The following is a 20,991-nucleotide window of genomic DNA, read 5'->3' as shown; positions in this document are numbered from 1 at the left end:
AGTTCGGCGTGCAACTTGGTGTCGTCACGAAGGCCGAGCTCTTCGTCCGTCGGCCCAGAGGGGCCGAGCCCACTGCCCGCCCCCGCCGACGCCGCCTTGAGCGCCGTCATCATCTCGCCGAGTTCTTTTTCGGCTAGCGCGGCTTCCGCCTCCTGTACGTCCAGTTTGCGCTCCAACACCGCAATACGTTCGGAATGTTGCGTCTCAAACTTCTCGGCAATCGCCACCGTCTCGGCGTCGTTGATGCCGGCGGCGAGCGCCTTCCGGCGTTGGACCGTGGCCAGTGACTCCCGCTCGGAGGTCAGCTTTTGGCGGGTCAGTTCCGCGAGTTCCCGCACGTCCGTGACGCCGAGTTTGACGCTCGCCATCGCCCGTTTCATGTCGGCGATCACAGCGCGGCGGTCGGCCGGGGCAACCCGGCCCTGGAGCAGATCCTGAATGGCGTCTTTGAGCGAATCAAACATCGGCAGTAGGCGTGGGAAGGAGAATGGTGTAGGATAGAGAATGCCATCGATTGTCGCCATTAGTGCTTCTGCCGACGCCGAACGGGTGCGCCTCTCCCTGAACTATGTACGGTCAGCGGAGGGCGCAGGTTTGGCCCCGATGCTCATCCCACCGCTGAGCGACCCGTCGCAGGCCGCCAGACTGCTCGCCGGCGCCTGCGGATTGCTCCTCACGGGCGGCGAAGACGTCGACCCCCGACGCTACGGCGCCACCGCCCACGCCGCCACGCAGGCCCCCAACGTCCTGCGCGACGACACCGAACTTGAGCTCCTCCGAGTGGCTCGCGCACGGCAACTGCCCGTGCTCGCCATCTGCCGCGGCATGCAGCTGATCAACGTCGCGCTCGGCGGGTCGCTCGTGCAGGACATTCCCTCGCTACGGCCCTCCGAGATCCGCCACGATCAGCCCGACCACGCGGTGGGACGCTGCCACTCCGTGTCCGTGATTGCCGACAGCACACTGGCGCGCGCCATGGGGGTCACCACCCTCGACGTGAACTCATACCACCACCAGTGCGTGGATCGCGTCGCGCCCGGGCTCTTCGTGAACGCCACCGCGCCGGACGGGATAATTGAGGGATTCGAGAGCACCGACCCTGGCTGGTGGATGCTCGCGGTGCAATGGCACCCCGAAGATCTCACCCGCGACGTGATGGGCTGGGAGCGCGGGATCTTCCGCGCCTTTGCGGAGCAGGCAGCGCGCTTTCAGCGCACTTTGCAGCCGTAGCCAACCCCCAAGGGGCGCACGCACGGGTTAGGGGACCCTCGAATAGCGGGCCGAAGTACTACACCCAGCCCCACACGCGCTCTAACTTTGATACTTCGCTTCCAAAGGCCCCGTGCTGTACATCTGCATCCCCTCGTATAACGAAGCGCCGACCGTCGGCGTGTTGCTCTGGCGCATCCGCAAGGTGTTCCAGGAGTACTCGCGCGAGTATGAAGTCATCGTATATGACGACGGAAGCACCGACGGCACACGCGAGGCCCTCGCCCCGTACGCCAAGGTGATGCCCATCACGGTGATTGGCCGCAAGGATCACCGCGGCTACGCGGCCGCGGTTGACGCCCTGTTCCGTACCGCGAGCGACCGCACCAAGTATCCGCGTCGCGACGCGGTGGTGCTCATGCAGGCCGATTTCACCGATCTCCCCGAGCATCTCCCGGAACTCGTCAAACGGTTCGAAGGGGGTGCCGACGCGGTGATCGTTGACCGAGTGCTCGGCGCCACGGCGCCTGAACCGGTGCGCAAGTTTGCCCGCGCCGTGCGTTACCTGCGTGCATTGTGGCCCATTCGCTCGTTCCTCACCGTGCCCGGCGTACAGGATCCGTTCAGCGGCTTCCGCCTGATGCGCGTGACCGTGGTGCGCGACCTGCTCAAGGAAAACGGCGACCAGCCGATGAGCGACGCGCCCGTGTGGGCCATCAACGCCGAATCGTTGCGTGCGGCCATGCGACTGGCGCGTCGCGTTGAAACCGTGCCGCTCGAAGCCCGCTGGGATGTTCGGCCGCGCGAGAGCCGCGTGCGCCCGTGGCCGGATGCGGTCGATCTCGTCAAGCGCGGTTGGGCCGCGCGGTCGCGCCGCACGCCGAGCCCGGTCGTCTGAGGACGGTGTCCGTGCAGGCCCGCGCCGCCATCGGCGCTTTGCTATTGGTGTGCGCCGCCGTTGCTGTAGGTCTGGTGCCGATCCAACACGCGAGCGCACAGCGAGCCACCGAAGCCGCCGCCGTGGTGCCGACCGTCGCGCCCTTGGGTACGACGCGCACCGGCGTCCCGTGGGCCACCGGCGAGTACCTCGAATACGACGTCAAGTTCAATAGCATCACCGCTGGGCTCGGACGCATTCAGGTGGTTGGCCTCGACACCGTGCGCGGACGCACCGCGTGGAAGCTGCAGTTCGCACTCACCGGCGGGATCCCGTTCTATCGGGTCAGCGACAGCTACTACAGCTGGATCGACACCGCCACGCTGTCGTCCCTGCGATTCGTGCAGCAGCTCTCCGAGGGGAACTACCACCCCACCCGCACCTTCGAAATTTTTCCCGAACGCGGAATCTTTCAACAGAACGGCAAGCCGGAACAAAAAAGCGTCGCGCAGCCGCTCGACGACGCGTCGTTTTTCTTCTTCATCCGCACCATCCCGCTGGAAGTCGGCAAGAGCTACGAGTTCAATCGCTATTTTAATCCCGAAGGGAACCCCGTCATTGTGCGCGTGCTCCGAAAAGAGCGCATTCGGGTTCCCGCCGGCACCTACGACGCGATCGTCATTCAGCCGATTATCCGCACCAAGGGCATATTCTCGCAGGATGGCATGGCCGAGCTCTGGCTCTCTGATGATCCGCGCCACATGCTATTGCAGATGAAGAGCAAGTTTTCGTTCGTCACCCTCGGTCTGTTCCTCAAAAAGTCCACGCTACCACCGCTTGGTCCGGAGTCGGGACGATGAGCAAGACCCCACGCGAAACCGATCTGTCGCGCGTCCGCACCGTACCGGTGGGCGCTCGCCCCAACAAAGTGCGCGCCGAAGACTTCAGCGCGCCCCCAGGCCCCGACCGCTCCTTTGCCGCATTCGTGAAGGCGCTCCCCGACGTCCTCGTCGCGCGCGACTTCCGCGCCGTTGTCGCCGCGCTCGCCGCCGCCAAGCGCGCGAACAAAGGGGTGATCGTCATGCTCGGCGGGCACATCGTGAAAACCGGACTCGCGCCGGTGCTCATTGATCTCATGCGCCGCGGCGTCATTACGCACCTCGCTATGAATGGCTCCGCCGCCATTCACGATTACGAAATCGCCCGCTTTGGCGGCACGTCGGAAGATGTGGCCGCCGGTCTTCGCGATGGCACCTTCGGCATGGCTGAAGAAACGGGCCGCGGAATGAATGACGCATTCATTCGCGGCTCGGCGGCGGGGCACGGTATGGGCGAGGCCGTCGCGGAAGCACTCAATGCCGAGCCAGCCCTCGCACATCCCGAACTTTCCGTGGTGCTCAACGCGTGGAAGCTCGGCGTCCCAGTGACCGTGCACGCGGCGATTGGCGCGGAAATTATTCATCAACATCCCGCGGCCAGCGGCGCTGCGATTGGCGACACCAGCCATCGCGACTTCCGCCGCCTCGCGGCGAGCATCGAAACGCTCAATGACGGCGGCGTGGTACTCAACTGTGGCAGCGCGGTGATCATGCCCGAGGTGTTCCTCAAGGCGCTCACCATAGCGCGCAATGTGAACGCTGGCAAACCGCAGGGCTTTGTGACGGTGGACCTCGACATGCAGCGTCACTATCGCCCGCAGGTGAACGTGGTGCAGCGCCCCACCATGGACAGTGGCAAAGGCTACGCGATCACGGGCCACCACGAGATTATGGTGCCGCTCCTCGCGTGGGCCGTGGTTGAGGAACTGGAGCGAGGCTAACGCCTCCTGGCGGAGCTCGCGGATGCATACACGAAGGGGCACGGCCAATGCGGCCGTGCCCCTTCTGCGTTCTCGCGCGCTCCGATCCGGGTCGGGCCGCGCGGCTTAGCTCACGAGTGGGTGCTCCCCGAGAACCTGTCCTCCAGCGACCGTGCCGTACTCGGGCTCACGATGCGAAGGATGAAGTAGATCAGGGCGCCCCAGAACAGAATCTTGATGGCGAGAATCGCCACAATAGCAAAAACGCCTAAGAGCCCAGCCAGCACGCCAAAGACAATCTTCAGCGCAAAGAGCCCGACGATCGCCATGAGGCCAATCATGAATAGCGTGCGTAGCATTGCCATGTCCTCGAGAGAGTCACTGGTCCTTACGGAAGTTTGGGGGCGTGCGTTTCAGCTGGCTACGGCTTCCGCCGGAGCCGCCGAGGTGGGGGTGGAAACGCCCACCGTCCCCTCTACTTGATAACCGCCGAGATAGGGCCGAACAGCGCTTGGAATTGAGTAACCTTCTATTCTATTTACGATGGTTACTATGCTCTGGCGGAGGGCTAACACCATCCCTAGATTCGACTTCTGGCACTGGAATGCACGCGCTCGGCACCCCTCTCGCTCCATCTGGAATGACCGACCATCTCTATCAGATTCTCGGCAGGCACCGCGCCGATCCGCTCCCTGATCGCAAGCCCAACTGGCTCAAGGTCAAGGCGCCCGGTGGCACCGGCTATCTGGGCCTCAAGAACATGATGCGCGAAATGGACCTCCATACCGTATGTGAAGAGGCCCGCTGCCCGAACGTGGGAGAATGCTGGGATCACGGCACCGCCACCTTCATGATCCTCGGCGATGTCTGCACCCGGAACTGCGCCTACTGCGCGGTGGCCCACGGTCGCCCGCCCAAGTACGACCCCGCCGAGCCGGCGCGCGTAGCCGAAGCGGCCGAAAAAATGAAACTCCGCCACCTCGTCATCACGAGCGTGGATCGCGACGACCTCCCCGACTTTGGCGCGTGGGTCTTTGCCGAAGTCATTCGCCTGGTGCACGAGAAGGTCCCCGGCTGCTCGGTGGAAGTGCTCGTCCCCGACTTTCAGGGAAACGAAGACTCCATCCGCATGGTTCTCGAGGCCCGGCCGGAGATCTACAATCACAACACCGAGACGGTGCCGCGCCTCTATAAAAAGGCGCGCCCAGGTGGCCGCTACGAGCGCGTGAAGGAAATCTTCCGCTTCGCCAAGCGCACGTCGCCGGATACTCCCACGAAAACGGGAATCATTCTCGGCATGGGCGAGACCAACGAAGAAGTGCTCGACACCATGCGCGACCTGCGCACCGTGGATGTCGACATCCTTACCCTCGGGCAGTATCTGAAGCCGAGCAGTGCGCACATCGCGCTCGACCGCTACGTCACCCCCGACGAGTTCCGCATGTTCTATGAAGAGGGGATGAAGATGGGGTTCAAGCACGTCGAGAGCGCTCCGCTCGTGCGTAGCAGCTATCACGCCTGGGAGCAGGTACAGGCCGCGGGCGTCTAACGCCGCACTTTCGCCATCGCGTCGCTCGCCCGTTCCCCTCCGCTCTTTTTCGCTTTACCAAACACCGATTCCGTCATGCCTCCAAAGAAGAAATCCGAAAACGGCTCCAATGCCGCGCTGCACAAGGAGCTGCTCCATGCGATGCTCCTGCAACGGCGCTTTGAAGAAAAAGTCGCCGAGGCCTATGCGCTCGGAAAAATCGGCGGGTTCTGCCATCTGTATATCGGGCAGGAAGCCGTCAGCACTGGCATCATCGCGCAGCTGCGCGACGACGACTACGTCATCACTACTTATCGCGATCACGGGCAGGCCATTGTGCGTGGTATGTCGCCGCGCAGCGTAATGGCCGAGCTGTTTGGCCGCGTGGATGGCTGCAGCAAGGGCAAAGGCGGCTCGATGCACCTGTTCGACCGCAATGTGAATTTCCTCGGCGGGCACGGCATCGTCGGCGGGCATGTGCCCATCGCGGCCGGCGTCGGCTTTGCTATCAAGTACCGTGGCGGCGATCAAGTCATGATCTGCTTTATGGGCGAGGCCGCCGTGAACAATGGCGCCTTCCACGAATCACTGAACATGGCCGGTCTCTGGAAGTTGCCGGTGGTCTTTGTGATTGAGAACAATGGCTACGGCATGGGCACGGCGGTGAGCCGGTCGTCGTCCATCAAGGACATGTACAAGCGCGGCGACACGTACAACATGCACAACGCCGTCGTGGACGGGCAGGACGTGATGGCCGTGCGCGCCGCGGCCGCCGAAGCCATTGCGCGTGCCCGCGCGAACTCCGAGGCGACGTTGCTCGAAGTGCGCACCTACCGCTACGTCGGCCATTCGATGTCCGACGCAGTGAGCGGCACGTATCGCACCAAGGCCGAGCTTGAGGAGTATCTGAAGCGCGACCCAATCAACTTGCTCAAGGCCGTGATGGAGGACGAGGGGACACTCTCCGACACCATGGTGCAGGAGATGGAACAGGACATCGCAGCGGTCGTGCAGGACGCGTGGGATTTTGCCGACGCGAGCCCGGAACCGCCGCTGGAGTCGTTGTACGAGGATGTGTTGGTAGAAACAACCTCGGGCTGACGGCAACTACAACTGCGAGTTGTCGGTTGACAGTTAACCGTTAACGGTAAACCGTCAACGACTGACCACCACTCGCAAATCACACGCGCCGCCCGCTGTCTACTGCCTACTGTGTACTGCCTACCGTCTACTCGCTTCTAATACCATGCCCGTAATCACCTATCGCGACGCGCTCAACCAAGCCCTACGCGAAGAAATGCACAAAGACGACCGCGTCTTCCTCATGGGTGAGGAAGTCGCGGCCTACAACGGCGCGTACAAAGTCTCCAAGGGACTCCTCGAAGAGTTCGGCGAGATGCGCGTGGTGGACACGCCCATCACCGAGCTCGGCTTTGCGGGCGTTGGCGTCGGGTCGGCCATGGTTGGGCTGCGCCCGGTCATTGAGTTCATGACGTGGAACTTCGCGCTGCTCGCGATCGACCAGGTGGTGAACGCCGCCGCGAAAATGTTGTATATGAGCGGCGGCCAGTATCCCATGCCGATTGTGTTTCGCGGCCCTAACGGCGCCGCGTTGCAGCTCTCGGCGCAGCACTCGCAGGCCTTTGAGTCGTGGCTCGCCCACATCCCGGGGCTCAAGGTCGTGGTGCCAGGGACGCCGTACGACGCTAAGGGTTTGCTCAAGAGCGCCATCCGCGACGACAACCCGGTGGTGTTTCTCGAAGGCGAAATGCTCTACAACACCAAGGGCGAAGTGCCCGACGAAGAATATCTCGTGCCCATCGGCAAGGCCGATCTCAAGCGCGAAGGCGGCGACTGCTCGATCATCACCAGCGGCAAGATGGTGCTCGTGGCCATGAACGCGGCTGATCAGCTCGCAAAGGAAGGGATTCACATTGACGTGGTGGATCTCCGCACCATTCGCCCGATGGACACCGAGGCGATTTACGCCAGCGTGCGCAAAACCAATCGCGCCGTGGTGCTCGAAGAAGGCTGGGAGATCTGCGGCATTGGCGCGCAGGTGGTGGACTACATCCAGCGTGAATGCTTTGACGATCTCGACGCCCCAGTGGTGCGCGTGCACCAGGCGGACGTCCCCATGCCGTACGCCAAAGCGCTCGAGAAGGCGGCCAAGCCGGATCTCGCCAAGACCATCGCGGCGGTGAAGAAAGTCATGTACCTCGAGGCCTAACCGATGGCGACCAAGATTTTCATGGAAGCACTCTCGCCCACGATGGAAGAAGGGCGACTGGTGAAGTGGCTCAAGAACGAAGGCGACGCCGTAAAGCACGGCGACGTGATGGCCGAAGTCGAAACGGATAAGGCGGTCATGGAGCTCGTCGCCCGTGGCGACGGCGTGTTGCGCGCCAAGCTCGTGCAGGAAGGGAGCGCGGTTGCCGTTGGAACTCTGGTGGGTGTGATTGGCGCCAAAGACGAAGATGTGAGCGCCTTGGTGGCTGGCGCGGGTGCTGCGGCTCCGGCCGCTTCCCCGGCTAGTGCCCCTGCCACCAGTGCAGCGCCGCGCGTTGGCGCTGCCCAACCCGCCGCCGCGCCAAGCTCGGCCAGCGCGAGCAGCACCGTGTCGCTCGGTTCTGCGTCCGCTGTAGGCCGCACCATTGCCAGCCCCCTCGCCCGCAAGCTCGCGGATGACCGCGGCCTTAGCCTCTCGGGCGTCACGGGCTCCGGCCCGAATGGCCGTATCGTCAAGCGCGACATCGAAGCCATCGCCGCCGCTACATCCGCGCCGGCCAAGCCGTCAGCGCCGACGCGCGCCGCCAGCGGCGCCGACTTCGAGGACATTCCGCTCACGCAAATCCGCAAGACAATCGCGCGCCGTCTCGCGGAATCCATCGGCCCGATCCCGACGTTCTACCTCACCGCCGAATTCGACTTGAGCCGCGCCGCCGAAATGCGCGCGGCAGCCGCTGAGCTGGGCGACGAGTTCAAAGTCTCGTTCAACGACATCATTCTCAAAGCCACCGCCACCGCACTCACGCAGCATCCGGAAGTAAATGCGCACTGGCTCGGCGATTCCATTCGCTATCACAATCGCGTGCACCTCGGCATGGCCGTCGCCACCGACGATGGGCTGATTGTGCCAGTGATCTTTGACGCCAACGAAAAGGGGCTCGGCGCCATTTCGCGCGCGAGCAAGGATCTCGCCAAGAAGGCCCGCGAGCGGAAGCTCAAGCCTGAGGAATACACGGGCTCGACCTTCTCCGTGTCGAACCTCGGTATGATGCAGATTGATCAGTTCACGGCCATTATCAATCCGCCCGAAGTCGGCATTTTGGCCATCGGCGCCATCGAAGACAAACCGGTGGTCGCGGCTGACGGTGGTTTTGAGATTCGCAAGAAGCTGCGGGTTACTATGAGCTGCGACCACCGCGTGATTGACGGCTCGGTGGGTGCTAAGTTTCTACAGACGCTTCGTCGGTTAATTGAGAACCCTCTGCTGCTGGTGCACTAGCATGGCATCCTTTGACGTGATCTTTCTCGGTGGCGGCCCGGCCGGCTATGTCGGCGCCATCCGCTCCGCCCAACTCGGCCTCACCGTGGCCGTCATCGAGCGCGAAGGGCTCGGCGGCACCTGCGTGCTCTGGGGCTGCATTCCCGCCAAGGCGCTGCTCGAAGCGTCGAGCATCGCCAACCGCGTCAAGCACGCCGCCGAGTTTGGCGTGATGGTCGGCGAGGTGAAGACCGACTTTGGTGTGGCCATGAAGCGCTCGCGCGACATCAGCACCAAGAACAGCAAGGGCGTCGAGTTCCTCTTCAAGAAGAACAAGATCACTTGGATTAAGGGCACGGGCCTTCTTGGGCCGAACAAGTCGGTGAAGGTCACGACGGCCGACGGCAAGAGCGAGACGCACACGGCCACCAAGGGCGTAGTCATCGGAACCGGCTCGCGCGTGAAGGGGCTCCCGCAGGCCGGGCTCGAACTCAATAAAACAACCGTCATCTCGTCGGACGAAGCGCTCGTGCTCGAGAAGGCACCGAAGACGCTCGCCATCGTCGGCGCCGGCGCCGTGGGCTGCGAGTTCGCCGACGTGTTCAATGCGTTTGGCACCAAGGTGACGCTCATTGACGTGGCGCCGCGCATTCTCCCGCTCGAAGATGAAGACTCCAGCGCCGAAGTCGGCCGCAGCTTCAAGAAGCGCGGCATCGACGTGATTGTGGGCGCCAAGCTGAGCGGCGCTAAGATCGGCAAGTCGTCGGTCACGTTCAGCGTGGACGCCAACGGCGCCAAGCAGGATATCGAAGCCGAGAAGGTGCTGGTCGCCGCCGGCCGCGCGCCGAACATCGAGAACATCGGCCTCAAGGAAGTCGGCATCGCCACCAATGAGCGCGGCTTCATCAAGATCAACGAGAAGATGGAGACGAGCGTCAAGGGCTACTACGCCATCGGCGACGTCGCCGGCCCGCCGATGCTCGCCCACAAGGGCGAGCGCGAGGGGATGATCGTCGCCGAAGTGATCGCGGGCGTGCACTTCCACCCGGTGAACTACGGCAACATCCCGAACGCCACCTACTGCCATCCCGAAGTCGCGAGCATCGGACTCACGGAAGCGCAGTGTAAGGAAAAGAAGCTCGAGTACAAGGTGGGCAAGTTCCCCTTCAGCGCCAACGGCCGCGCCCGCACCTCAGGTGAGACCGAAGGCTTCGTGAAGATCATTCGCGACGTGAAGTACGGCGAAATCCTCGGCGCGCACATCGTGGGCGCGCATGCCACGGAAATGATTCACGAGCTGGCCGTGGCGCGCGAGAATGAGTTTACGGTCGAGGAAATCGAACTGGCCATCCACGCACATCCGACGCTCAGCGAGGCGATTGCCGAAGCCACCCTCGACGCAATGGGCCGGATGATTCACGCGTAGGAGGTTGTCGGTCGTTGCCGGTCGTTGCCGGTTTACGGCAAACGGCAAACGGAAAACGGAAAACGGCAAACGGCCAACCGTAAACGACTGAAAACCACGATCAAGTAAAGCGGGGCCGGAATCGCACCCCGATTCCGGCCCCGCCTTTTTCAACCGACAACGGTCGAAAACTACTTGTCGTACCCTTTCGCCCAGTGCGCCGCGCTGCGCCACGCCCCCGCTTCAAATAACTCCGCGGCCAACGGCATCCCCGCCTTCCAGTCCGAGTAGTCCTCCCCCTGCCGCCTCGCTCCGCCCGAGTACATCTCGATCTTCGTGGCAAGCCATCCCTCGCCCACGCGAACATAGCCGAGCAGATGGATGTCGAGCGGCGGCCGCCCAGCCCCCGACTCCACGATCATGCGCACCACCACCTGCCGCTCATCGTCCACCCAGAACTGTGGACTCACGGAGTCGCCGGCCGCTGCCCCTACCACCCAAGCGCGCCGCCCTTCCCAGCGGTCGGTGCGCACTTTGGAGAGATCGATCTTGAGCGGCGCCATTTCGCGCACGGTCCGCTCCACCGGCTGCAGGTAGACGCTCTCAATGAACGGAAGGAACGGATTCCCGGTCGGCCGCGTGGACGCGAGTGTCCCTCCGCGCACCGTGTACGTTGAGTCCCACGTGGAAAGCGAGCCGTTTCCGCCGGAGAGCGGCGCAACATCAATCCGCAGCACGGTCCCACGCGCCGGTGTGTAGCGGATGCTTTCATACCAGGTCTGCACCGTGTCACCGCCATCGGGGCGGCGGAGGGTGGTCTTCTGAACAAAAGTCAGCGTGGAGTACCAGCGGCCGCCGAAGGCGCTGCGCATGCGGCCGAGGATATCAGCACCGGTCGTGGGCACGACCGGCTGCGCGAACAGCGGCGTGGCCAACGCCAGCACAATCAGTAACGCGGATGAGGCGAAACGAAGGAAACGCATGCGCACACTCGGGCTCGGGTTCCGGTGAAAGCTACCGGTGGCGTCCGCGTCCGGAAGACGTCGCCACGCGCTCGCCCTGCCACGCTAGATTGTAGTCGTGACTTCTGAGCGCCTCCTTCTCGTCGCCGACCTCGGCACCCGTTCCTACACGGACGTGCTGCATTTACAGCGCGCCGCCGCCCGCGCGCGCCTCGACGGATCGCTCACGCAGGATCTCCTGCTGCTCGTGGAGCACCCGCCAGTCATCACGCTCGGCCGAGCGGCTCGCGATCCATCGCATCGCCTCTTTACGCCCGAGTTGCTCACGGCGCGCAGCGTCGAGTTGTTCGACGTGGAGCGCGGCGGCGACGTGACCTTTCACGGCCCCGGGCAGCTTGTTGGATATCCGATTGTGGATCTCAATCGCCATAAACTCGATTTGCACTGGTACCTGCGGCAAATCGAAGACGTGCTCATGCGCGCCATCGGCACGCTGGGCATCGTGGGCGAACGCAGCGTAGGTCAGACCGGTGTCTGGACGAGCGGCCGCAAGATCGCCTCCATCGGCGTCCACGCGCGGCAGTGGGTCACCTGGCACGGCTTCGCGCTCAACGTGACCACCGATCTCTCGTATTTCGATCTCATGGTGCCGTGCGGTATTGCGGGGGTGACGATGACGTCGGTGGAGCAGGAGCTGCTTCGCAGCTCCACGGCGGGTGCGCCCTCCGCATCGCCCACGGCATCGCCCACCGCATCGCCCACCGCATCGCCCACCGCATCGCCCACCGCATCGCCCACCGCATCGCCCACCGCATCGCTCGGCGCTGAGGTCCGGAGCGCGGTCGTGCGGGCGGCGGGCGAGGTGTTCTCGCTCGTGCCGACCGAGGCAGACGAGTCGGTGATGGAACCGTTGGAAGCGGCCGCGCGTCCCTCGGCCTAACGCGCCCCTGCGCGCCAATCACCGACACCGTCTGACCGCCGCCGAGCTACGGCGTGACGATCGCCATCACCGCCTGTTCGAGCGCGCGCGACAGCGCGTTCCGTTCCTGTTGTGTGACCGATCCGGCAATGGTGATATCCTCCGCCGGAAAGTGTCGCGAGAACGTGTTCCAGAATCCGGTGTGTCCCCACGCCATGTGCCCGCCTACTACAGCGCGCCCGATGCCGAGCGCGTACACGCGCTCGCTCACAATCCCAGTGGGCAGCGTGATCATCGCCTGAATAGTGGATGGGCGCGAGAACACACCACCGGCGAATAACGCACGCGTAAAGCGCGCCATGTCGAGGGTGGTCGCCGCGAGTCCACCGCCGCCGTACAAATCGAACGACGGATCGATGCCGCGTGTGTCCACCTCGCCCATGTACTGATGGACGAGATCGGGCACTCCGGCGGGCCGAGGCTCCATCGTCTCGAGCCAGGTCGACGAAAGCCCGAGTGCCTCGAAGTGAAGTAGCGAACGGAAGGCCGCTGCCATCGGTTGCGCCGTCAAACGCTCCACGATTTGTCCGAGGAGGATGTATCCCGTGTCCGTGTAGTGAAACAGCGCACCTGGGGCACCATACGGTTGTCCCCAGACCATCGCCGAGTCCACTTGTTCGGCGCGTGTCCACCGATGGAGCGGATCGTGCGTCACGATGTAGACGAAGTGTTCGTCCATCGCGTAGTCGTAAATGCCAGCGGTGTGTGTCAGGAGATGGCGCAGCGTGATGTGGTCTACGTCGTAGCCGTCGCGACGGAGCGGTGCGAGTGCCTCCGCTGGGAGGTGGCGCGTCATTGGGTCATCGAGCGATAAACGTCCTTCTTCCATCAGACGGAGAATGGCAGCCGCTGTGTACGTCTTGGTGTTGCTGGCCATGCGATGCGGAACTACCGGCGTGAGCGGCGTGCGCGTGGTGCGGTCGATAACACCCGCCGCACCGCTCCACGCAACACACCGCGCCGGCGCGAGCACGGTGAGCGCGACGCCAGGTACGTCCGGCGTGGTGCGCACCACGGAATCAATCAGCTGTTGCAAACGCTGTTCAATGCGACGTGATGCATCGCTCGGCGTGCACGCGGGAGCGGATTGTGCCCCGCTCACACGAGCAAGCCCCAGCAGTGCCACCACGGCGGCGGCGCGCAGACGCACGGCCAGCACCCGGCTCACCGCCGCACCGCGCTCGAGTCGCCGTTAATCCACATGCACATCCGCGTGCCGCACCGCTTGATCACGATGGCGCGCCCTTCTTGCTCCGCCAACACACTCCGAACCACGAACGACGAATCCGACGCTGGCTCGAGCGTAATGTCATTGCCTTCGTGACGGCCGGCGAGCGCGTTGCCCTTCACGGCCACATGCATGAGTCCCGACATCGTGTCCCAGTCGCCAGCGAACGCGCTGAGGCGTTCCGGCTTCATCGCAAATCCGTTGGCGGCCACGGGCTTGTGCGCCGGGAACGAGGCGTAGGCGGCCACCGGCAACCCCTTCAGCAGCTTCAAAACATTCTGCAGCAGCTGCACCTTGCCGTAGTCGATGTCGTTGAAGACGAGGACGATGCCGACTTTCTGCTCCGGCATCATGAAGAACAGCGAGCCCATACTCCCGACGCTTCCACCTTTCAGCGCCGTCTTGCCGCCTTCGTCGGTGGTGATTTCCCAGGCGAGCGCGTACGTGGTTGGGCCACCCAGCTCCGACTCCGCCTTTTGCTGACCACGGAGCAGTTCAGCGGCACTCGCCTCTGATAGCACGCGCGTGCCATTGGGCGCCTTGCCCCCAGCCATGATGGTCTGCAGAAAACGAGCGGCATCACTCGCCGTGGAGAGAATCATCCCCGATCCAGTCCATTCGCGGCCTAGCGACGGATTGCGCGGAAGTGGCTTCCCCTCAACCGACTCGCGATAGCCTTGCACCATGCCCTTCGCGGCGCCCTCCCAGAAGCGCCCCGTGCTGTGACGCATCCCGATCGGCGCAAAGATGTGCGACGCGATGTAGTCCTCATACGACTGCCCCGACGCATCCTGCACCACGAGCGACGCCAGCGAGAAGCCACGATTCGAATAGCGGTACGCCGACCCTGGCGCAAAATCGAGCGGCCGCGGGAGCATGTCGTCACGCACAACACGTTCAAGTGCACCGGTGCTCGTGTCCTGCACTTCGTACGGGTTGCCCGAGAATCCGGCGGGAATGCCCGTCACGTTGGTCAGGAGGTGGCGCACGGTGATTTTTCCAAAGCGCGCATCGGCCGCTTTTGACAGCTGCGCGTTGGCATGCCCCGGTGCGCCGAGCATCGCCACATAGTGCCCGACCGTGGAGTCGAGGGAAACACGCCCCGAATCCACCAACTGCATCATCGCAAACGAAGTGAAAGTCTTGCTCGTGGAGCCAATCACAACGGGCGTCGTGTCCGTCATCGGCACTTTCTGCTCAAGATTGGCGAACCCGTAGCCTTTGCTGTGAATCACGGAATCGCCGCGGACAATCGTCACAGCGAGCCCGGGGACTTTGCCGTCGCGCATCGCTTCCGCCACCAGGCTGTCCACGCGCAACGAAAATGCCGAGGCGGCGGCGGGGCTCTGGTTCTTTCCACACGCGAGAAGCGCAAGAACCGCAGTGAACACAACAGAGGAACGATAGGAAATTGACATGGGCCTAGGAGGTGGGAGCGCTGCGACGGAGCGGTCAACTGGCACGAATGTAGCACCAACAGAGAGCGAACACTATTTCCGAGAGGGAGCGTGGCACCGGCGCGCGCCACTCCCCGAGAGGAAGTAGGGTCGTTACACGGCCCAGAGCGAGCCCCACTACCCTGCTGTGAGATAGTGGGAGCGCCACGAAGGTTTGAATGCGGTATCTTGAAGGCGAAGGCGCCGGCATTCCGTTCCGGCGTGCGCCAACCGGTGCGGGCCAAAATCCTCACCATTCCCAGCTCGAACTCCTCCGAATGTCACGCAGCCTGCTGTTCGCCACCATCCTCGTGGCCGCCTGTGGCGGTGCCGCGCCGGTTCCGCCGGTTGCCGCACCACTTCCCGAAGCCGTGCCGCGCGCCACCGCCGCAAAGTCGTACGCGGCGCTCGACAGCGCCTCGGCGCGCATCACGGTGTTCGTTGCTACCTCGCGCCGCTCCGTGAACTCTGAACGTCCGGGCGATCGCTTTGGCCCCGACGACGCCGATCAACTCCAGTACGCCGCCGTCGGCGTGAATGTGCCGCCCTACACCGTGCGCGGCATCGGCGAACTCCCGCGCCCGGGCTCGCTGCGCAGCGCGATCAACTATAGCCCAGACCCCAAGAAAGAATTCTTCGTTACCTCCGTCATCGCCGCTGATTCCAACCGCTTTGTGCAGCGCGTCGCCGACGATCTCGCCCTCTCGCACGCACGCGACGTGCTCGTGTTTGTCCACGGCTTTAACGTCTCGTTCGAAGACGCCGCCGTGCGCGCCGCACAGGTCGCGGCCGACATCGGCTTCGACGGCACCGTGATTCTCTTCTCCTGGCCTAGCGCGGCCTCCGTCACCGCCTACGTGCGCGACCAGCAGACGGCGCGCAACGCGGGGTTCTATCTCCAGCGGCTTCTCACGCGCGTCCTGCCGCTCGCGAAGCCAGACCACGTCCACCTGCTCGGCCACTCGATGGGCAGCGAAGTGATCGCCAAAGCGCTGTCGCTCACCGCTGTGGATGCGCCGCTCCCGCGCTTTGAGCAGGTCGTCTTCGCCGCCCCTGATTTAGACGCACGGGTTTTCCGCCGCGAAATCGCGCCGTTACTCCTGCCGCGCGCAGCGCGAGTTACGCTCTATGCCTCGAGCGACGACGAAGCCCTCCGCGCCTCTCGCTCCGTGAACGGCGTCTGGCGCCTCGGGCTCGGCGGCGACTCGCTCACCGTCATTGACGGCATGGACACCATCGACGCCACTCGCGTACGCGGCGACGCGCTCGGCCATACGCTCTTTGGCAATCAGGGGTTCCTCTCCGATCTCGCCGTGCTCCTGCACGACGGCAAATCACCGGTGGATCGGCGCCTGCTCGCGGTGAAACGCGGCGATCTCACGTTCTATCGTTTTCGCGGCGATCCGAAGTAACCTCGCGAGCGAGAGTACGCTCCGATACGCTACAGCACGCAACTCTTACGGGGCGCGTTATCGCGACTGATCGGTTGGGTAGAGCTGCCGGAACCCAGACGCCTTGTACACGTCCACGGTCATTGCCGGCACCCCATGCCGATGCAACGGCACCTGCCCCGCAAGAGTGACGGACGTGAAGTATGGCGAGAACTTCGCCACCACATCATCTCGTTCTTTGTGCTTCACGAGCAGCACCGCGTCGTGGCCGAGCCAGCGGCGATCATCTTGCGTATACCGAAAGTGGTGCGGGTCGGCGCAAAGGCAGAGCACCGGCCAGTCCGGCCCCACACCCACGGCCGCCTTGCCGGACTGAATCCAACTCGGCGCGGCTACGAATCCTCCAGCCGGTAACCATCCGTTCGCCTCGAGGGCGGGGCGCACTTCGCGCCAGTCGAGGAGATCGGTGGTGGGGTCATCCTTGGTAAACGCGCTCGGCGCCACACGCACCATCCAACCACTGTTCGCCTGCGACGCGAGCACCGCAATCAAACCGATGTAGCCGCCCACACTCCAGCGCAACCAACGGCGCGTGGTGCGATCATCGCGCTCCATTCGTTCGGCAGCGGCAGCACCAAGCGCGGGGAATACAAACAACCACCCCGGCGCCTGCCAGTGCGGCAAGCCAACATCGCCGCGCAAAGCGATCAAGGTGAACGCCGCAATCGGCCCGATGGCTAAGCAGAGGAGAAACCAACGCGCGCTGTCGCGCGGGCCTGTGCGCGCGGCGCGCCAAAGCGCGGCGGCGAGTGGCACAAAGATCCACGGTAGAACCCACGCCATTTGCCCTGCGATGTTCGAGAGCATCGCCACTGGGTGCACACCGCCCGTCCCCGTGGCCCGCGCGCCCTGAAACACAAATGACGCCCACGCATGCTCGCGGTTCCATAGCAGCACCGGCAGCACACAGACAGCCGCCACGAGTGCGCCGAGGTACGGCCCGGGTGTGGCGAGCCACCGGCGGTGTCGCGCACTGCTGAGCAGAAAGAGTGTCGCACCAAAAAGGACAAACACGCCGTGATATTTCGACAACGTTGCCAGGCCAGTCAGCAGCCCCGCCAGCATCCATTGGAGCGTCGCACCGCCTGGCAGTGAGGCTTCGTCATCAAACAGGATGCGCGAAATCACGAGCGCCGCCGCCACCATCAGGAACATCAGCGGGCCATCCGGGAGGACCCAGCCGCCCGTGCTCAGACTGAACACCGCCGACACATTGATCAGCACCACGGCGAACGCACCCGCGCATTCGTCAAAGAGGCGGGCGGTCAGCAAGAAGAGCATCCAGGTGGTGCCCGCAAAACAGAGCACGAAGGGCAGTCGCAGCACAACACCGGCCTCACTCTGCGTGAGCCGCGCGGTCAGCCCCACGAGCCAGAGATGTAGCGGCGGATGGTCGAAGTACGAGAGCGACAGCTGCCGCGCCACCGCGATCACGTACGACTCGTCCACACCAAGTCCCACCGTGCCCGCGAGCACAAAGCGCACGAGCAGGCCGACCGCGATGACGGCGAGTGCCGTACTCCGCGGATCACGCGTCAGGTGGGAATGCATGGATCGCAGCACGCGCCAAATATCGCCTGTTGCGCCCCCGCACCGATAGCGCGGCCGCGGGGGATCGCCTCCCTCCCCGAGCTTACATCCCTTCTTTCGGGGGTGGCTCGCGTGTCCAAATCACAATCAGCCCACACGCGGTCTCGCGCTGCCGGAATCGGGCCGGCGTCTCGGCGGGGCCTCGGTACACCTCAATCCCCTCGATCGCTGACGGCGAGAGGTCGTCGATGTGGAACGTCCCGGTCGGCATCCAGTTGCCGTCCACGTAGTAGTTCACGCGGCACACCGACGCCGAGGACTGATTGCGCGTGAACGACTGCGCCTGCAACGGCTGACGCCCCATCGTGACCGAGGGCCGGTCGAACTGATCCGCCGTGCCTACCCGCACTCCGGCCAGCATGCGGAGCATATCGGTGGGCTTGCTCGGATGGCGGCGATCGATCTCATCGCGTGTCACGAATGCCCCGAGCCCCATGGCGCGCCGATTGTAGAAATCCGCCATGCGGCTACTACTCGGCCGGCCAAAGATTTTGACCGAGTCGAGCATATCGGGGATGCCTTCGAGGTCAAAATCCACCTGCCGCGCCTCGCCCTCAGCGATTTTCACCCCTTTGTCGAGCGGCTTGAAGCCGAGGCGGCGCGCGTACACGCGCACACGCCCTGCCGGGACGTCATCGATGCGATATTCGCCAGAATCGTTGGTCACTACGCGAAGCGCGGTGTTCTGGATGGTCACCTCAACACCAGGGAGCTTCACCCCATTGATGTTGGTGACAATCCCGTGCACGATCGTGACCTTCTGGCCACGGGCATCGGCACCACACAGGGTGACGGCCACACACGCCGCCACGACCGACACAAGAGGAAAGCGCACATCGCCTCCGAAGAGCTGCACTGCGGGCGCACCACGTGGCGCCCAACGCTGGGGGGAGCTGCGATAAAGCTCTCCGCCAAACGCCGGTGCGCAAGGCCAGCGGCGAACCGGAGTATATTTGCTGCATGACGGACGAGGCCCGCGTGTACCCGCAACGCCCCCGAACGGTGGAGCCGCGCGAGAAAAATGAACTCGCTGCCGGCCTCAACGAGGCGCAGGCGCGGGCCGCCGCGCACGCCGATGGCCCTCTGCTGATTATCGCCGGCGCGGGCACCGGAAAGACGCGCACCCTCGTGCATCGCGTGGCCCATCTGCTCGAGCGCGGCATCAAGCCGGAGCGCATCCTGCTCCTCACCTTCACGCGACGCTCCGCACAGGAAATGCTGGCGCGCGCCGAACGGCTCGTCGGGAGCGTCAGCCGGAGCGTGCAGGGCGGCACCTTCCACGGCACCGCGCATCGTCTCCTCCGCCGCTTCGGCGAGCGCGCCGGCCTCCCGCACGGCTTCACCATCATGGACCAAGGCGACGCCGTGGACCTGATGCAACTCTCGCGCGGCAAGCTCGGCCTCGGCGACAAGAAAAAGCGCTTCCCCAAAAAGGAAACGTTGCATCACGTCTATTCCCGCCATGTGAACACGGAGTATCCGGTTCCGGCGATCCTCAACGAGGAATACCCGCAGTTCCGCGAGTTCGAAGAAGACATCGCCCGCATCTTCGCCGACTACACCGAGCGCAAAACCGAACGCAATCTGGTGGACTACGACGATCTCCTGCTCTTTTGGGCGATGCTCGTCGAATCGGAGAGCCCGCTCGCCGAGCAGATCGCCGGCCTCTACGACCACATCTTGGTGGACGAATATCAGGACACCAACCACCTGCAGGCGCGCATCCTCCGCGGCATGTGCCGCACGCATCAAAACTTGACGGTGGTTGGCGACGACGCGCAAAGCATCTACTCATTCCGCGGCGCCACCATCCGCAACATTCTCGACTTTCCGCAACAGTACCCAGGCACCGCCGTGGTTCCGCTGGAGGAAAACTACCGCTCCACCCAGCCCATTCTCGATTGCACCAACACGCTCATCTCGCGAGCCGAAGAGCGCTACACCAAGAACCTCTTCACGCACCGCACCGGTGGCGAAAAACCGTGGCTCGTCACCGCCCACGACGAGCCAGCGCAAACGCGGTTTGTGGTTGATCGCATTCTCGAACTGCACGAAGAAGGCACGCCGCTGCGCGAAATGGCCGTGCTCTTCCGCGCCGGCTACATGAGTGCCGATCTCGAAATCGAACTCACCGCGCGTGGCATTCCCTTTGAGAAATGGGGCGGCCTCAAATTTCTCGAGGCGGCGCACGTCAAAGACGTCCTCGCCTTTTTGCGCGTGCTCGAAAACCCGCGTGACGAAGTCAGCTGGTATCGCCTCCTCCAACTCATGCCCGGCATCGGCGAAGTCACCGCGCGCGGCGCCGTCGAATCCATGGCGGCACTCGCCTGGACGTCAGAGGCCTTTGGCCGCTATGTGCCGCCGCCGCGCGCCCGCGCGGCGCACGCAGCCCTCGTCGAACTGCTCGATCAACTCCGGAGCAATCCCACCGAAGCCGATGGCATTGTGAGCACGGAGATCGCGCGCGTGCGACGCCTCTACGACGACATCCTCCGCGAACGCTACGACCGCGTGGAGCCTCGCCTTTCCGATCTCGACCAACTACAAACCATTGCCGCTGGCTATCCCAGCCGCGCGGCCTTTCTCTCCGCCCTCGCGCTCGAACCGCCACAAGCCACCCAAGACCTCGGCTTTGGCAGCGACAGCGAAGACGACGTCCTCGTGCTCAGTACCGCGCACAGTAGCAAAGGACGCGAGTGGGACGCCGTGTTCGTCATCTGGGCCGTCGATGGGTATTTCCCCATGTCCCGCGCCCTCGGCAGCGACGACGAGATCGACGAAGAGCGCCGACTCCTCTACGTGGCCACGACCCGCGCACGCAACCATCTGTTCGTCACGTATCCGCTCAACGTGTACGACTCGCGGCGTAGCGCGGACTACTCTATTGATCAGATCTCGCGCTTTCTCGATCGCGGCGTCCGCGAGATGATGCAACGCGTCGTCGTCGATAACCCAGACGCACCCACGCCCGCCCCAGACGCGGCCCAGCCGCCAGTCGTCGACTTGCGCGCGATGCTCCGCGGCCGCTTCGGCGCGTAACG

The 20,991-nt window shown here is 64.0% G+C and carries 19 protein-coding genes; 12 read left to right on the top strand and 7 right to left on the bottom strand.

Going from position 1 to position 20,991, the window contains the following annotated elements; genetic code table 11:
* A partial coding sequence (locus tag NTZ43_11950) for a hypothetical protein (GenBank protein MCX5767922.1) occupies positions 1-524 on the bottom strand: 524 nt, incomplete at its 3' end.
* Here NTZ43_11950 and NTZ43_11945 point away from each other — a divergent pair.
* The 4 genes from NTZ43_11945 (at position 505) to NTZ43_11930 (ending at position 3,905) form a co-directional block, all read left to right on the top strand.
* On the top strand, positions 505-1,230 hold the full coding sequence (locus NTZ43_11945) for a gamma-glutamyl-gamma-aminobutyrate hydrolase family protein (GenBank protein ID MCX5767921.1): 726 nt from the start codon (positions 505-507) through the stop codon (positions 1,228-1,230). The two genes, NTZ43_11950 and NTZ43_11945, sit on opposite strands and share 20 nt — an antisense overlap.
* Before the next feature lie 112 nt (positions 1,231-1,342).
* Entirely contained in the window at positions 1,343-2,107 is a 765-nt protein-coding gene (locus NTZ43_11940) for a glycosyltransferase family 2 protein (protein MCX5767920.1), read from the top strand.
* Positions 2,108-2,181: 74 nt separating this feature from the next.
* Positions 2,182-2,946 (top strand): DUF3108 domain-containing protein, encoded by a 765-nt coding sequence (locus NTZ43_11935; GenBank protein ID MCX5767919.1) that lies wholly within the window; start codon positions 2,182-2,184, stop codon positions 2,944-2,946.
* Positions 2,943-3,905 carry a hypothetical protein gene (locus NTZ43_11930; GenBank protein MCX5767918.1) on the top strand — a complete coding sequence of 321 codons (963 nt, stop codon included), beginning with the start codon at positions 2,943-2,945 and terminating at the stop codon, positions 3,903-3,905. The genes NTZ43_11935 and NTZ43_11930 overlap by 4 nt, the downstream gene beginning before the upstream one ends.
* Before the next feature lie 110 nt (positions 3,906-4,015).
* Here NTZ43_11930 and NTZ43_11925 read toward each other — a convergent pair whose 3' ends face one another.
* On the bottom strand, positions 4,016-4,243 hold the full coding sequence (locus NTZ43_11925; protein ID MCX5767917.1) for a hypothetical protein: 228 nt from the start codon (positions 4,241-4,243) through the stop codon (positions 4,016-4,018).
* 281 nt (positions 4,244-4,524) lie between these two features.
* Here NTZ43_11925 and lipA point away from each other — a divergent pair, with 281 nt between their 5' ends.
* From lipA to lpdA, 5 genes are all read left to right on the top strand, one after another.
* The gene (lipA, locus tag NTZ43_11920; GenBank protein MCX5767916.1) at positions 4,525-5,433 is read left to right on the top strand and encodes a lipoyl synthase; all 909 of its coding nucleotides are present in this window, start codon (positions 4,525-4,527) and stop codon (positions 5,431-5,433) included.
* Positions 5,434-5,508: 75 nt separating this feature from the next.
* Positions 5,509-6,513 carry a pyruvate dehydrogenase (acetyl-transferring) E1 component subunit alpha gene (gene pdhA, locus NTZ43_11915; protein MCX5767915.1) on the top strand — a complete coding sequence of 335 codons (1,005 nt, stop codon included), beginning with the start codon at positions 5,509-5,511 and terminating at the stop codon, positions 6,511-6,513.
* 109 nt (positions 6,514-6,622) lie between these two features.
* Positions 6,623-7,642, top strand: a complete 1,020-nt coding sequence (locus tag NTZ43_11910; GenBank protein MCX5767914.1) for a pyruvate dehydrogenase complex E1 component subunit beta — start codon at positions 6,623-6,625, stop codon at positions 7,640-7,642.
* A gap of 3 nt (positions 7,643-7,645) precedes the next feature.
* On the top strand, positions 7,646-8,920 hold the full coding sequence (locus tag NTZ43_11905) for a pyruvate dehydrogenase complex dihydrolipoamide acetyltransferase (GenBank protein ID MCX5767913.1): 1,275 nt from the start codon (positions 7,646-7,648) through the stop codon (positions 8,918-8,920).
* A 1-nt stretch (position 8,921) separates the two neighbouring features.
* On the top strand, positions 8,922-10,325 hold the full coding sequence (gene lpdA / locus NTZ43_11900; protein ID MCX5767912.1) for a dihydrolipoyl dehydrogenase: 1,404 nt from the start codon (positions 8,922-8,924) through the stop codon (positions 10,323-10,325).
* Between the two features lie 170 nt (positions 10,326-10,495).
* On the opposite strand, the gene NTZ43_11895 is transcribed toward lpdA, so the two are convergent.
* On the bottom strand, positions 10,496-11,287 hold the full coding sequence (locus NTZ43_11895) for a hypothetical protein (GenBank protein MCX5767911.1): 792 nt from the start codon (positions 11,285-11,287) through the stop codon (positions 10,496-10,498).
* A gap of 97 nt (positions 11,288-11,384) precedes the next feature.
* Between NTZ43_11895 and lipB the strand changes: the two genes are divergently transcribed.
* Positions 11,385-12,206 (top strand): lipoyl(octanoyl) transferase LipB, encoded by an 822-nt coding sequence (gene lipB, locus NTZ43_11890; protein MCX5767910.1) that lies wholly within the window; start codon positions 11,385-11,387, stop codon positions 12,204-12,206.
* Between the two features lie 46 nt (positions 12,207-12,252).
* Here lipB and NTZ43_11885 read toward each other — a convergent pair whose 3' ends face one another.
* Together NTZ43_11885 and NTZ43_11880 are read right to left on the bottom strand one after the other, a co-directional pair.
* Entirely contained in the window at positions 12,253-13,395 is a 1,143-nt protein-coding gene (locus NTZ43_11885; protein ID MCX5767909.1) for a serine hydrolase, read from the bottom strand.
* Between the two features lie 14 nt (positions 13,396-13,409).
* Positions 13,410-14,864, bottom strand: a complete 1,455-nt coding sequence (locus NTZ43_11880; GenBank protein MCX5767908.1) for a serine hydrolase — start codon at positions 14,862-14,864, stop codon at positions 13,410-13,412.
* A gap of 323 nt (positions 14,865-15,187) precedes the next feature.
* Between NTZ43_11880 and NTZ43_11875 the strand changes: the two genes are divergently transcribed.
* Positions 15,188-16,321, top strand: coding sequence for an alpha/beta hydrolase (locus NTZ43_11875; GenBank protein MCX5767907.1), 1,134 nt, complete (start codon positions 15,188-15,190; stop codon positions 16,319-16,321).
* Between the two features lie 57 nt (positions 16,322-16,378).
* Here NTZ43_11875 and NTZ43_11870 read toward each other — a convergent pair whose 3' ends face one another.
* Entirely contained in the window at positions 16,379-17,911 is a 1,533-nt protein-coding gene (locus NTZ43_11870; protein ID MCX5767906.1) for a glycosyltransferase family 39 protein, read from the bottom strand.
* A gap of 82 nt (positions 17,912-17,993) precedes the next feature.
* Positions 17,994-18,785, bottom strand: a complete 792-nt coding sequence (locus tag NTZ43_11865; GenBank protein ID MCX5767905.1) for a carboxypeptidase regulatory-like domain-containing protein — start codon at positions 18,783-18,785, stop codon at positions 17,994-17,996.
* 125 nt (positions 18,786-18,910) lie between these two features.
* Here NTZ43_11865 and NTZ43_11860 point away from each other — a divergent pair, with 125 nt between their 5' ends.
* Entirely contained in the window at positions 18,911-20,989 is a 2,079-nt protein-coding gene (locus NTZ43_11860; GenBank protein ID MCX5767904.1) for an ATP-dependent helicase, read from the top strand.
* The last annotated feature ends 2 nt before the right edge of the window (positions 20,990-20,991 follow it).

It is taken from the genome of Gemmatimonadota bacterium (assembly GCA_026387915.1).
Classification (GTDB): Bacteria; Gemmatimonadota; Gemmatimonadetes; order Gemmatimonadales; family Gemmatimonadaceae; genus Fen-1231.
This window is presented reverse-complemented; position numbering and strand designations above follow the sequence as displayed.

Coding starts and splice junctions, on each gene's coding strand:
- NTZ43_11875 (MCX5767907.1), top strand. CDS start 15,188: ATGTCACGCAGCCTGCTGTTCGCCACCATCCTCGTGGCCGCCTGTGGC.
- lipA (MCX5767916.1), top strand. CDS start 4,525: ATGACCGACCATCTCTATCAGATTCTCGGCAGGCACCGCGCCGATCCG.
- NTZ43_11945 (MCX5767921.1), top strand. CDS start 505: ATGCCATCGATTGTCGCCATTAGTGCTTCTGCCGACGCCGAACGGGTG.
- NTZ43_11905 (MCX5767913.1), top strand. CDS start 7,646: ATGGCGACCAAGATTTTCATGGAAGCACTCTCGCCCACGATGGAAGAA.
- NTZ43_11860 (MCX5767904.1), top strand. CDS start 18,911: ATGACGGACGAGGCCCGCGTGTACCCGCAACGCCCCCGAACGGTGGAG.
- NTZ43_11895 (MCX5767911.1), bottom strand. CDS start 11,287: ATGCGTTTCCTTCGTTTCGCCTCATCCGCGTTACTGATTGTGCTGGCG.
- pdhA (MCX5767915.1), top strand. CDS start 5,509: ATGCCTCCAAAGAAGAAATCCGAAAACGGCTCCAATGCCGCGCTGCAC.
- NTZ43_11925 (MCX5767917.1), bottom strand. CDS start 4,243: ATGCTACGCACGCTATTCATGATTGGCCTCATGGCGATCGTCGGGCTC.
- lpdA (MCX5767912.1), top strand. CDS start 8,922: ATGGCATCCTTTGACGTGATCTTTCTCGGTGGCGGCCCGGCCGGCTAT.
- NTZ43_11870 (MCX5767906.1), bottom strand. CDS start 17,911: ATGCATTCCCACCTGACGCGTGATCCGCGGAGTACGGCACTCGCCGTC.
- NTZ43_11930 (MCX5767918.1), top strand. CDS start 2,943: ATGAGCAAGACCCCACGCGAAACCGATCTGTCGCGCGTCCGCACCGTA.